The following is a 12,881-nucleotide window of genomic DNA, read 5'->3' on the forward strand; positions in this document are numbered from 1 at the left end:
TTCAGGACGATAAATGTCCTGAACGACCCTTTCCTGACGTTTCACATCGGTCTAGCCAGGACTGCTACGCGTCGGCCTTCGGGGCCTCGGCCTTGTCACCCTCGGCGGGCTTCTCGGCGGCTTCGTCTTCCTTGACCACGATCAGGCTGATCTTGCCGCGGTTGTCGATGTCGGCGATCTCGACGCGGAGCTTGTCGCCCACGTTGACCACGTCCTCGACCTTGGCGATCCGCTTGCCGTTGCCCAGCTTCGAGATGTGCACCAGGCCGTCCTTGCCCGGCAGCAGCGAGACGAACGCGCCGAACGCGGCCGTCTTCACCACGGTGCCGAGGAAGCGCTCGCCGACCTTGGGCAGCTGCGGGTTGGCGATGGCGTTGATCTTGTCGATCGCCGCCTCCGCCGACGGGCCGTCGGCCGCGCCCACGTAGATCGTGCCGTCGTCCTCGATGGAGATGTCGGCGCCGGTCTCCTCGGTGATCGAGTTGATCATCTTGCCCTTCGGGCCGATGACCTCGCCGATCTTGTCCACCGGGATCTTCACGCTGGTGACGCGCGGCGCGTACGGGCTCATCTCGTCCGGGCCGTCGATCGCCTCGGCGATGACCTCCAGGATGGTGAGGCGAGCGTCCTTCGCCTGCTTCAGCGCGGCCGCGAGGACCTCCGACGGGATGCCGTCGAGCTTCGTGTCGAGCTGCAGCGCGGTGATGATGTCCTTGGTGCCGGCGACCTTGAAGTCCATGTCGCCCATGGCGTCTTCGGCGCCGAGGATGTCGGTCAGCGCGACGTAGCGGGTCTCGCCGTCGACCTCGTCGGAGATGAGGCCCATGGCGATGCCGGCGACCGGCGCCTTCAGCGGGACACCCGCGTTCAGCAGACCCATGGTCGAGGCGCAGACCGAGCCCATCGAGGTGGAGCCGTTGGAGCCCAGCGCCTCGGAGACCTGGCGGATCGCGTACGGGAACTCGTCCCGCTTCGGCAGGACCGGCACGAGGGCGCGCTCGGCGAGCATGCCGTGGCCGATCTCGCGCCGCTTCGGCGAACCGACGCGGCCGGTCTCGCCGGTGGAGAACGGCGGGAAGTTGTAGTGGTGCAGGTACCGCTTCGTGGTCTCCGGGGAGAGCGAGTCGATCTGCTGCTCCATGCGGAGCATGTTCAGCGTGGTGACGCCCAGGATCTGCGTTTCTCCACGCTCGAAGAGTGCGGAACCGTGCGCCCGCGGGATCACGGCGACCTCGGCGGCGAGCGACCGGATGTCGGTCAGGCCGCGGCCGTCCATGCGGATCTTGTCCGTGAGGACGCGCTTGCGCATGATCTTCTTCGACAGGGCCTTGAACGCCGCGCCGATCTCCTTCTCGCGGCCCTGGAAGGCTTCGCCCTCGCCCAGGCCGATCTTCTCCAGCACCGCGGCCTTGACCTGGTCGGTCGCGTTGTCGCGGTCCTGCTTGCCCGCGATGGTCAGGGCGTTCGCGAGGTCGTCGGTCGCGATGGCGGCGACGGCGTCGAAGGCGTCCTGCTCGTAGGCCAGGAAGACCGGGAACTCGCCGGTCGGCTTGGCGGCCAGCTCGGCCAGCTGCTGCTGGGCCTCGCACAGCACCTTGATGAACGGCTTCGAGGCCTCGAGGCCCTCGGCGACGGCGATCTCGTCCGGCGCCTTGCCGCCCGCGGCGATCAGGTCGAGCGTCTGCTCGGTGCCCTCGGCCTCGACCATCATGATGGCGACGTCGTCACCGACGATACGGCCGGCGACCACCATGTTGAAGGTGGCCTCTTCGAGCTGCTTCCAGGTCGGGAACGCGACCCACTGGCCCTCGATCAGCGCGACGCGGACGCCGCCGACCGGGCCCGAGAACGGCAGTCCGGCGATCTGCGTCGAGGCCGAGGCCGCGTTGATCGCGAGCACGTCGTACGGGTCGTCCGGGTTGAGGCTCTGGACGGTGATGACGACCTGGATCTCGTTGCGGAGACCGTCGGCGAACGACGGGCGCAGCGGCCGGTCGATCAGGCGGCAGGTCAGGATCGCGTCGGTCGACGGGCGACCTTCGCGACGGAAGAACGCGCCGGGGATGCGTCCGGCGGCGTACATCCGCTCCTCGACGTCCACGGTCAGCGGGAAGAAGTCGAAGTGGTCCTTCGGGTGCTTCGACGCGGTGGTCGCCGAGAGCAGCATGGTCTCTTCGTCGAGGTACGCGACGACGGCGCCGGCGGCTTGACGGGCCAGGCGGCCGGTCTCGAAGCGAACGGTGCGGGTGCCGAAACGGCCGTTGTCGATCACGGCTTCGGTTTCGTGCACGGTGACTCCGGTGGAGTCGGTCATAGGGTGTATCTCCTCTTTTGATCCTCTGTAACGGCGCGAGTCTCCCACCCTGGGACCTGTTTCGCCTGCGGACGCTCGAGGAGTGAGGCCGGTCTTCGATCGAAGCCCCCGGGCCGTTGCCCGGGAACCACTACCGAGGACCGGCGGACGGTTCCTCGTGCGCGCTCGCGCCGCGTGTTTCCTTGTACTTGGACCGAGGGGGAGCGACCGATGTGGTCACTCCCCCTCGGGTTCAAGCTATCGGCGCAGGCCGAGGCGCTGGATCAGCGCACGGTAACGCTCGATGTCCACCTTCATCACGTAGTTCAGCAGCCGGCGGCGGCGGCCGACCAGCAGCAGAAGCCCGCGACGGGAGTGGTGGTCGTGCTTGTGAGCCTTGAGGTGCTCGGTGAGGCCGACGATGCGCTTGGTCAGCAGCGCGACCTGGGCCTCCGGGGATCCGGTGTCCGAGTCGTGCACGCCGTACTCGGCAAGGATCGACTTCTTCTCTTCGGTGGACAAAGCCACAGTGGTGCTCCTAGATACTCTGTGCCGTGCGGCCCGGACGATGCTTCACGCCGGGTGAGACGGTCACGGCCGCCACGGACTGCAGCCGGACCCAATCATCGAGGTTACCAGCCTCGTGATCAGCGGCTTCAGTCGCGGGCGTGGTTCAACGCGTACGACCGGATCACCCGGTAGCGCGAGACGCCCTGCTCACGGTCACTGCTCATCAGAACGGCCTCGGTAGCCGTCCAAGTCTCACTGGTGAACCCGGCCAGCCGCTCCTCCCACGCGCTCGCGGCGTCCGGCCGGTCGCGGGGGAAGCGGGCCAGTGTCAGGTGGGCCACGTACGGCCTGCCCTCACTCTCCGCGCCGGCCTTGATGGCCAGCTCGTGGAGCCCGGTTCCGGACACACTCAACCACAGGACCCCGGGGAATGTCGCGGCCTTTTCCAGCCGGAGGTCGAGCGGGCCCGCGTCCGCCAGCCGTCCGGCGAGCCAGTCGCCTCGTTCCGCCGGGTCGTCCGCGCCGTAGAAACCGAGGGTGACGTGCCAGTCCTCCCGCGGCGACCAGCGGAAACCGTCGCCTCCGGGAGTGCCCACCGCGGCGGCGACCTGGTCGAGGACGCCGTCCGGCGGGATCAGCGCGCTGAAGAGGGTCACGAGCCGTTCTTGGCCGCCCGGCGCAGCAGGTCCGCCAGCGACGGGAAGTCTTCGTCGAGCAGCTTCGCGGCCTCGGTGAGGTCTTCGTCCTCGCCGATGTCCCGCAGCGCGACGAGCACGCCCTGGTCGTCGGCGACGGCACCGACCGGGATGCTGTCCCGGCCCACCGTCGGCCGCGAGTCGCGGACGTCTTCCAGCGCTTCCTGCATGGCTTTGCGGTCGCCCGCGGCGACCGCGGGGACGAGCACCTTGCGCTCCAGCATGATCATCTTGGCGAGGACGACCGGGTTCCCGATCTTCGCGCGACGGCCGCTCATCACCTGGCTGAGCATGGGGGCGCTGATGCCGAGGACCTCGGCGAGGAAGGCCTGGGAGATGTCGAAGGCGACGACCAGTCTCCGCACGCGATCGCCGAGCGGTTCCCCGTACCACTCCTTCTGCAGCGCTATGTTCCGCTGGACGATCTTGTGGTCCTCCACCTGGTCCGCTCCCCTAACCCCATCGAACGCCATGCGCGCGGTCCGTGACATCTTGCCACCGGAACGCACCCAGGCGGGCGTGTTTGTCGATTCTCGTCCGGCCGTGGCCGCGTCCGGTCAGTCCTGCTCGCCGAGCAGTTCCCTGGTCCGCGCGACGTCCTCGTCGATCTGCTTCACCAGACCTTCCGACGTCGTGAACCGGACCTGATCCCGCAGCTTGGCGACGAAATCGAGCGAAACGTGCTGTCCGTAGAAATCCTCGTCGATGTCGAGGACGAAGGCCTCGACGGTGCGCTCCCGCCCGGAAAAGGTCGGATTGGTCCCGACGGACACGGCGGCGCGCAGCCGGCGGCCGGAATCCGACGAACGGGTGAACCAAGCGCTGTAGACACCGTCGGCGGGCACCGCCGCGAAACGCGGCGTCGACAGGTTCGCCGTCGGGTAACCGAGGTCGTGCCCCCGGCCGTCGCCCCGGACGACGATGCCCTCCAGCCGATGCGGCCTCCCGAGCGCCTCGGACGCCGCCACGACGTCCCCCGCGTCGATGCACGAGCGGACGTAGGTCGAGGAGAACGTGATGTCGTTGTCCGCCTGCTCCTGCGCGAGCAGACCCTGCAGTTCCGCGCCCTGCGCCACGAAACCGAACCGCTTCCCCAGCGTGCGGAGCAGGGCGACGTCACCGGCCGCCTTGGCGCCGAAGGTGAAGTTCTCCCCCACGATCACCGCGGCCGCGTGCAGTTTGTCCACCAGCACCTCGTGGACGAACTCGTGCGCCGTCAGCCGCGACAGCTCCAGGGTGAACGGCAGCACGCAGAAGACGTCCGCCCCCAGGCCCTCGACCAGTTCCGCCTTGCGGCGCAACGTGGTCAGCTGCGCGGGATGGCTGCCCGGCCGGATCACCTCCGACGGATGCGGGTCGAAGGTGAGCACCACGCTCGGCACGCCGCGTTCGGCGGCGGCGCGGACCGTCCTCGAAATCAGCTCCTGATGACCGCGGTGCACGCCGTCGAAGACGCCGATCGTCACCACGCACCGTCCCCAGCTCCCGGGGAGGTCACCCAAACCACGCCAACGCTGCACTTGTGCCCCGTCTCCTCCAGGCCAGCTCCGTGCACCACCCTAGGCGGGCAGCAACACGACCACCGACCGGGCCAGTTCGCCTTCGTCCGCGGCGAGCGCGAGCACCCGGCCGTCCGGTCCGAACATCCCGTACGTGCCCGTGATCCCGGCCGCGGGCACCCTCTGTCCATATCGGACCGCCTGCGCCGTGCGGGCGTCCAGATCGCGGCGCGGGAACGCCGCGGCGACGGCGGCGTCGAGGTCCAGCGAAAGCTCCGGCTTGTCCTCGAGCTGATCGAGAGTGCGGGCTTTGGCGAGGGTGAACGGCCCGACCGTGGTGCGCCGCAACGCGAGCAGATGTCCGCCTGCGCCCAGTCCGGCGCCGAGATCGCGGGCCAGTGCCCGGACGTAGGTCCCCGACGAACACTCGACGATCGCGTCGAGTTCGATCCGGCCGGCCTCGCGGCGCGTGGCGAGCAGATCGAACCGGTGCACGGTGACCGGCCGCGGCGGGATCACGACCTCTTCACCCGCCCGGACGCGGGCGTACGCGCGCTTGCCGTCGATCTTCACCGCGCTGACCGCGCTCGGCACCTGCTGGATGTCGCCGGTCAGCGCGGCGATCCCGGCGGCGATCGCCTCGTCGGTGATCTTCTCGACGACGTCCGGAGCGGCTTCGGCGATCGGCTCGCCCTCGGCGTCGTCGGTCGTGGTGGACAGTCCCAAGGAGAGGGTCGCGAGATAGGTCTTGCGGTCCAGCGCCAAGTGGCCGAGGAGTTTCGTCGCGCGTTCGATGCCGAGCACGAGGACACCGGTGGCCATCGGGTCGAGGGTGCCGGCGTGCCCGACCTTGCGGGTGCCCATGAAGCGCCGCGCCCTGGCGACGACGTCGTGGGAGGTCATCCCGGACGGTTTGTCGACGATGACGAGACCGGGCGGCGGGGCGGGACGTTTGCTGGCTTGAGCCTGATTGGGGCGCGACACGGGCCGAACCCTATCTTTCGGCTCTCTGCCTAGGACGAGACGGGCAGCGGCGCTTCGGCGTCCCAGCGACGGCGCCGGATCTGCACCGGGATCGCCTCGCCGCGGGCCTCCGCCTCGAACAGCACGGCGCGGGTACGCCGCCACCACACGAGCATCCGGAAGGTGCCGAACGCGAGCACCGCGATGACCGACAGCAGCGCCAGGCGGAACGTGCCGCCCGTCCACTCCAGCAGGACACCGACCGCGAGCGCCGAGATCGTCGTGGCCACGAAGCCGCCGACGTTCACCACCCCGGTCGCGGTGCCGACGCGCGCGAGCGGGTTGTAGTCCCGTGCCAGCGCGAAACCGATCATCGACACCGGTCCGCCGAGGGAAAGGAACGCGAACACCGGCACCAGGACGGCGACCGGCATCGTGCCGCTCCAGCCGAGCAGGACCGCCCACATCACCGCGGCGCCGCCGATGTACCAGCCGACGAGCGGCATCCGCAGCGACGGGCGCCGTCCGATCAGGCCGCCGATCACCGGGCCGCCGATCATCGAACCGAACACGAAGACGATCAGCAGCGAACTCGCGGTGGCCTTCGGATATCCCTGCCCCTGCACCAGGAACGGGACACCCCAAAGCATGGTCAGCACGTTGGGCGCGAACATCGTGCTGAAGTGGACCCAGAACCCCAGCCGGGTCCCCGGCGTGCGCCACGCGTCGGCGACCTGGCGGCCCAGCACCTTCGGATGGACCTTTTCGCGCACGGGCTCCGGCAGGCCGCGCGGGATGTCTTCGACGCGGAGGGCGACGACGGCGGTGTAGAGCGCCGTCACCAGGCCGACGGCGAGGAACGTCGGGGTCCAGCCGGGACCGTCGAGCAGCAGGCCGAGCGGGAGGGTCGCGGCGAGGTTGCCGACGTACCCGATGGCCCCGGTCAGCGCGGCGAGCAGGGCGTACTGGCGGCCGGGGAAATGCGCGGCGATCAGCCGCAGGATGCTCACGAAGGTCAGGGCGTCGCCGAAGCCGACGACGGCGCGGGCGAGCAGGCCGAGCGGGTAGGAATCGGCGACCGCGAGCAGGATCTGGCCGAGACCGAGGAAGAACACGGCACCGGTGAGCACCCGTCGCGGGCCGTAGCGGTCGACGAGGACGCCGGTGGGGATCTGCATCGCGGCGTAGACGCCGACCTGCAGGACGGTGAACGTGCCGAGCGCGGCGGCGCCGACCCCGAACCGGTCCGCGGCCTGGAGCCCGGCGACGCCGAACGAGGTGCGGTGGAAGACGGCGAGGAGGTAGACGGTGACGGCGGCCAACCAGATGAACCAGGACCGGCGGGTGGCTCGGCCTGTCACAGTGGTCCTCCTTGGGCGCGGTTTCGGGCGGTGAGACGCCCGCACTGCCGCCTCATATAGTTGTAGCTCCTAAGCAACGGCGAAACATACCCGTTACCCGGGTGGTTTTCGCCACAGCACGAGACCACCCCACCGCGTTTCGTCCTCTGGATGCGGTGGTTGCGCGCGCAAGGACCGCATCCAGAGGACTAAACGCGGACGGCGCCTTCCACGGCCCACCGGCCCGAGCGCCACCGCACCAGCAGGGTCGCCAGCCGCAGCAGCATGAACAGCGAGAGCCCGGTCCAGATCCCGGCCAGCCCCCAGCCGAAGGCGAGCGACAACCAGATCAGCGGCAGGAACCCGACCGCCGCGCTCAGCAGGGTCGCGTTGCGCAGGAAGGCGGCGTCGCCCGCGCCGAGCAGGACGCCGTCGAGCGCGAACACCACCCCGGCGATCGGTTGCAGCGCGACGAAGAACCACCAGGCGTGCGGGATCTGGCCGAGTACGGCCGCGTCCGAGGTGAACACTCGCGGCAGCACCCCGGCCACGGACGCGAACACGACACCGAGGAAGCAGCCGAACACCAGGCCGTAGACGGTGATCTGGTTCGACACGCCGCGCGCCCGTTTGCTCGCCCCGGCGCCGAGCGCGGCGCCCACGAGCGACTGCGCGGCGATCGCGAGCGAGTCCAGCACCAGCGCGAGGAACGTCCAGAGCTGCAGCACGACCTGATGCGCGCCGACGGCCTCGGTGGACGTCCGCGCGGCGACCGCGGCGGCCGAGACGAAGCACGCCTGGAACGCGAGGCTGCGCAGCACCAGATCCCGGCCGAGGCCGAGCTGGGCGCGCATCACCTTCGGCTCCGGGCGCAGCGGGACCCGCTCCCGCACCAGGGCCGCGATGAACAGCGACGCCGAGATCACCTGCGCGACGACGTTCGCGATCGCCGAACCTTCCAGCCCCCAGTCCGCGCCGTACACCAGCACCGGGCACAGCACGGCCGAGATCCCGTTGCCCGCCAGGACATAGCGCAACGGTTTCGCGGAGTCCTGCACGCCGCGCATCCAGCCGTTGCCCGCCATCGTGATCAGGATGAACGGCGTGCCGAACAGCGCGATCCGCAGCCAGGAGACGGCGGCGTCGGTGATCGCGGCGTCTCCGGACAGGACGCGGGCGATCGGCGCGGCCAGCAGCTGCCCGGCGACGATCACCACCAGCCCGACGATCACCGCCAGCCAGGTCGCCTGGACGCCTTCGCGCACGGCGTCACCACGACGGCCGGCGCCGTGCAGCCGCGCCGTCCGTGAGGTGGTGCCGTACGACAGGAACGTCAGCTGGCTCGAAACCTGCGACAGCACGACACCGCCGACGGCGAGACCCGCCAGCGGCAGCGCGCCGAGATGCCCGACGACGGCCGTGTCCACCAGGACGTACAGCGGTTCGGCGGCGAGGACGCCGAGCGCGGGCACGGCGAGGCCGAGGACGCGTTTCGGCGGGACGCGTTCGTCGGGTTCGGAAGCTTCAGGCACCCCTGGAGACTAAAGGTCTGGTACGACAGTCCCATCCGCTGGACCGAAGCGGGCGTGCTTCACCCCGGTGGTGAACGCCCAGTACCGGTCCCCGTAGGACCAGTGCCACCATTCGCTCGGATAGTTGACGAATCCGGTCGTGGTCATCGCGTCGATGAGCGTTTCCCGGTTCGCGCGTGCTTCGGCGTCGATCAGCGCGGACTCGGTGAAGCATTCCGTTCCGTACTCCGGCGGTGTCGCGTTCACGTCGGTCCCCATCGGCAGTTCGACGCCGTCGACGGTGCACAGCGTGAGATCCACCGCTCCCCCGGCGACGTGCGGCGCGACTTCGGGCGGTGAGACGTAGGTGGCGGCTTCGGCGGCCACCCGCCCGGACGACCACTCCGGGGTGGCGCGCGCGATCCTGGCCATGCTGTCCGCGAAGTACCGCTCCTGCACCTCCCTCGGCCGGAATCCCTCGACGACGAGCAGCCGCAGCCCGCGCGGGAGCTGGCATTGCGCCGCGACGAGCCGGTCCGCGACGCTGAGCCGCACGTGCGCGAAGGCGCCCCGTTCGTCGGCGAGCCGGGGGTCGATCCGGATGGCGCCGGTTTCCCGCAGGTCCACCAGGGGTTCCCCGCATTCCCGGACGGGCACGGCGGCGATGTGAGGATCCGACAACGACACGAACGAAGACATGGACCCCACTGTCCACGAGCGTCCTTCAGGAACGCTGTAACCCGGTTACAGCGGAGGTAGGGCAAAGGGTTGGAGCGCCGCCACTCGGCGTGCCGGCTCCGGATGTTGTGAAAGCCACTTTCGCAACACTTCCCGGGACTCCGCCACCCACAAGGACCGCAAGACCGGGGTGAAGGGGACTTTCCGCTCATGCAATGAGGGGAAAGTCCCCTTCACCCTGCTGATCGCCACCGAGAGCCGGTCCGTGAAGGCCTCCTTGAGGGACTCTGGGTCCCTCAAGGAGGCCTTCACGGACTTGCCACCCGACAAGACACCCCGGTTACAGCGGAGAGTTCCTGATACTCCCGAGCACCGTAGGTCCGGAAGATCTCGCACGCCTCCGCAGTCATCCGCTCCCCGGCAGGCACGTCGCCGAGCGCGTCGTGGACCTCCGCGAGCGTGCGCAGGGTCCGTGCCCGGAACAGTTCGGCGCGCAGGTCGGTCCACCGCCGGAGCGAGTCCTCCAGGCAGTCTTTCGCTTGGTACAACCGGCCTTCCGCGAGATGCACCTCCCCGACGACGCGGAGCGTGCACGCGTGGCCGAAGGCATCGCCGAGTTCACGGCAGACCTCCAGCGCGTTGTCCGCCAGCCGCCGCGCCGCGACCGAATCCCCGCGCCGCAGCAACGCCTTGGCCAGCGCGCGTTCGGAATACGCGGCCAGCATCCGGTCTTCGGTGCCCTCGAACACCGCGAGCGCGGCACGCGCGAACCCCTCGGCTTCGGCCCACTCGCCACGGGCCCGGTGATACAGCGACAGGCTGCGCAAGGTCAGTCCCTCGCCGCGCCGCGAGCCCGCCGCCGCGAACGACGCGCGCGCCTCGGTCAGCGCGGTCAGCGCTCCCGGGTATTCGCCGAGCTCCAGCCGCACCGTGCCGGCCAGCCGGTGGACGTGGCCCATCGCCCCCGGATCGTCCAGTTCGGACCACATCCGCCCGGCTCGATCGAGGAAGTGCACCGCCTCGGGCAGGTAGCCCTGCTCTCGGCAGGCGGCGCCGAGCGCGGCGAGGGTGGCGGCCTCGCCGCGGACGTCGCCCGCGGCGCGGAACATCGACAGCGCCTGGCTCAGATGCGCGCGGGACCGGGGGAAGTCGTCGTGTTCGTAGTACAGCTGCCCGAGCCCCGCCAGCAAAGTCGCCTCACCCAAGGCGTTTTCGGTGCGGCGGGCGGCGGTGAGCGCCGCGTCGTGGGTGCGGCGCCAGGAGCCGAGCGAATCGTCGAGCACCCGGTTGTGCCCGCCGAACGCGGTGCCGCACAAGGCCGACGAGAGCCCGACCGCGATGTCGACCAGGTCCAGCGCCGCCGCCAGTTCGACGGCGGTGGTCATCGCCTCCTCCTCGGCGCGGAACCATTCGTACGGCCTGGCCACGACCCGCCGCGCGATCTCCTCGGCGACGGGACGGCCCAGCCGGGAGGTGCCCTGGATCGACGGCACGACCGGCGGCAGGGTCTCGTTGATCCGGTCGACCAGCCAGATCCAGGCACCCAGCACCCGCTCGACGGTGGCCGCCCGGTCCGCGGCGGGCTCCTCCTCGACGGCGCGTTCCAGCGCGAACAGCCGGACGAGGTCGTGCAGCCGGTAACGCATGAGTCCCAAGGGATCCACGCCGTCGACTTCGAGCAGCGACACGTCGACGAGGTCTTCGAGCACCTGCTCCGCGTCGTCCGGGTCGGCCTCCATCGCCGCCGCGGCGACCCACGCGGGGAAATGCGCGAGACCGAGCAAACCCAGCCGTCGCAACGCGGTCCGCGCCGCCTTGGGCAGGAGTGTGTAGCTCAGGTTGATACTGGCCCGCACCTCCTGGTCGCCGACCACCAGTTCGTCGAGGCGGCGCTGTTCCTGGGCCAGCCGGTTCGCCAGCCGGGACAACGACCATTGCCGCCGGGACACCAGCCGTGCGCCGGCGACGCGGATCGCGAGCGGCAACTGCCCGCACAGCTCGGTGATCTCGGCGGCCGAGGCTGGCTCGATGCTCGCGCGCTCGGCCCCGACGATGCGGGTGAGCAGGTCGAGCGCGGCGTCCGCGGGCAGCACCCCCAGTTCGCAGAACGTCGCGCCCGCCAGCGCGGGAAGCCGGTTGCGCGACGTGACGACCACCGCGCATCCCGGGCCGCCGGGCAGCAGCGGCCGGACCTGGGCCTCGTTCGCGGCGTCGTCGAGCACGACGAGCGTGCGGGTACCGGCGAGCACCGTCCGGTAGCGGGCGACGCGCTCGTCGAGGGAGCCGGGCGGCGTGGTCGCGGGATCGAAGTCGCGCAGGACACGGCCGAGTACCTCTTCGGCGGTCGCGGGGCTGTCGGTGGAGCCGTGGAGTTCGAGGTGCAGTTGCCCGTCGGGGAAGTGCTCGGCGATCTCGTGCGCGACCCGGTGCGCCAAAGTGGACTTGCCCACACCGCCCGCGCCGGAGACGACGGCGACCGGCATCCCGCCCGGCCGCACCAAGGTCGCGCGCAGCGCCGCGAGTTCGGGCGCCCGCCCGGTGAAGTCGGGCGGCGGCGACGGCAGCTGCCGCGGCGTGCGGGAAGCGACGGCCGGGAGCAGGGCGGTGTCGGACCGCAGGATCGACTCGTGCACCCGGCGCAGCTCCGGGCCGGGATCGATGCCCAGCTCGTCGGCCAGCACCTTCCGGCCGCGTTCGTAGGTTTCCAGCGCTTCGGCCTGCCGTCCGGACCGGTACAACGCGACCATGAGCCCGCCGCGCAGCCGCTCCCGCGTGGGATGCAGGGCGACCAGTTCGGTGAGTTCCGCGAGCAGCCGCGGCCCCTGTCCCGCCGCCAGGTCCGCGTCGACCCGTTCCTCGGTGACGGTCAGCCGCAGCTCGTCCAGCCTGGTCGCTTCGGCGCGCAGGAACGACTCCCCGATCCCGCCGAGCGCGGGGCCCCGCCACAGGGCGAGGCCGGTGCGGAAGAGATCCGCCGCCTCGGTGTGGTCGCCGCTCTGCGCGGCCTGCCGTCCCCGTTCCACCAGCCGCTCGAACATCCGCACGTCGAGGGTGTCCTCGGCGACGTCGGCGCGGTAGCCGTTGCGATCGGACACGATGACCTGCGGCAAGCCCGCCGTGTCGAACGTCCGGCGCAGCGTCGCGACATACGTCTGCACCACCGCGCGGGCGGTCGTGGGCGGCTCCTCGCCCCAGATCACGCCGATCAGCCGTTCGGCGGGCACCGTCCGGCCGGAGCCCAGCAGCAGCGCGGCGAGCAGCGTGCGCGGTTTGACCCCCGGGAGCGCGATCGGCCCCGACGGGCCCGCCACCTCCATCGGCCCGAGCAGAGAAAACCTCATCCGTCCCTCCCCCAGAGCGGATCCAGCTACAGCGCGCCCCTCTCGCTGTAG

General features: G+C 70.5%; 10 protein-coding genes. All 10 read right to left on the minus strand.

Features of this window, described 5'->3' with window-relative positions; all coding sequences use genetic code 11:
* Nucleotides 1–64: 64 nt before the first annotated feature.
* The gene (locus AJAP_RS27355; protein WP_038516569.1) at nt 65–2,314 is read right to left on the minus strand and encodes a polyribonucleotide nucleotidyltransferase; all 2,250 of its coding nucleotides are present in this window, start codon (nt 2,312–2,314) and stop codon (nt 65–67) included.
* 237 nt (nt 2,315–2,551) lie between these two features.
* On the minus strand, nt 2,552–2,821 hold the full coding sequence (gene rpsO / locus AJAP_RS27360; protein WP_003084034.1) for a 30S ribosomal protein S15: 270 nt from the start codon (nt 2,819–2,821) through the stop codon (nt 2,552–2,554).
* A 128-nt stretch (nt 2,822–2,949) separates the two neighbouring features.
* Nucleotides 2,950–3,459: an RNA 2',3'-cyclic phosphodiesterase gene (gene thpR, locus AJAP_RS27365; RefSeq protein WP_038516573.1), complete on the minus strand. Its 510-nt coding sequence runs from the start codon at nt 3,457–3,459 to the stop codon at nt 2,950–2,952.
* Nucleotides 3,456–3,938 carry a helix-turn-helix domain-containing protein gene (locus AJAP_RS27370; RefSeq protein WP_038516575.1) on the minus strand — a complete coding sequence of 161 codons (483 nt, stop codon included), beginning with the start codon at nt 3,936–3,938 and terminating at the stop codon, nt 3,456–3,458. Before AJAP_RS27370 ends, thpR begins: the two co-directional genes overlap by 4 nt.
* Nucleotides 3,939–4,055: 117 nt before the next feature.
* On the minus strand, nt 4,056–5,018 hold the full coding sequence (locus tag AJAP_RS27375; RefSeq protein WP_073846703.1) for a bifunctional riboflavin kinase/FAD synthetase: 963 nt from the start codon (nt 5,016–5,018) through the stop codon (nt 4,056–4,058).
* 39 nt (nt 5,019–5,057) lie between these two features.
* Nucleotides 5,058–5,981, minus strand: coding sequence for a tRNA pseudouridine(55) synthase TruB (truB, locus tag AJAP_RS27380; RefSeq protein ID WP_073846702.1), 924 nt, complete (start codon nt 5,979–5,981; stop codon nt 5,058–5,060).
* 29 nt (nt 5,982–6,010) lie between these two features.
* A complete protein-coding gene (locus AJAP_RS27385) occupies nt 6,011–7,321 on the minus strand; it encodes an MFS transporter (protein ID WP_038516581.1) in 1,311 nt (436 codons plus the stop codon).
* A gap of 188 nt (nt 7,322–7,509) precedes the next feature.
* Nucleotides 7,510–8,832 carry an MATE family efflux transporter gene (locus AJAP_RS27390; RefSeq protein ID WP_038516584.1) on the minus strand — a complete coding sequence of 441 codons (1,323 nt, stop codon included), beginning with the start codon at nt 8,830–8,832 and terminating at the stop codon, nt 7,510–7,512.
* A 9-nt stretch (nt 8,833–8,841) separates the two neighbouring features.
* Complete coding sequence (locus tag AJAP_RS27395) at nt 8,842–9,510, minus strand: M15 family metallopeptidase (protein ID WP_038516586.1); 669 nt, start codon at nt 9,508–9,510, stop codon at nt 8,842–8,844.
* Between the two features lie 287 nt (nt 9,511–9,797).
* A complete protein-coding gene (locus AJAP_RS27400; protein ID WP_038516589.1) occupies nt 9,798–12,830 on the minus strand; it encodes an AfsR/SARP family transcriptional regulator in 3,033 nt (1,010 codons plus the stop codon).
* Nucleotides 12,831–12,881: the final 51 nt, after the last annotated feature.

The organism is Amycolatopsis japonica (assembly GCF_000732925.1).
Lineage (GTDB): Bacteria > Actinomycetota > Actinomycetes > Mycobacteriales > Pseudonocardiaceae > Amycolatopsis > Amycolatopsis japonica.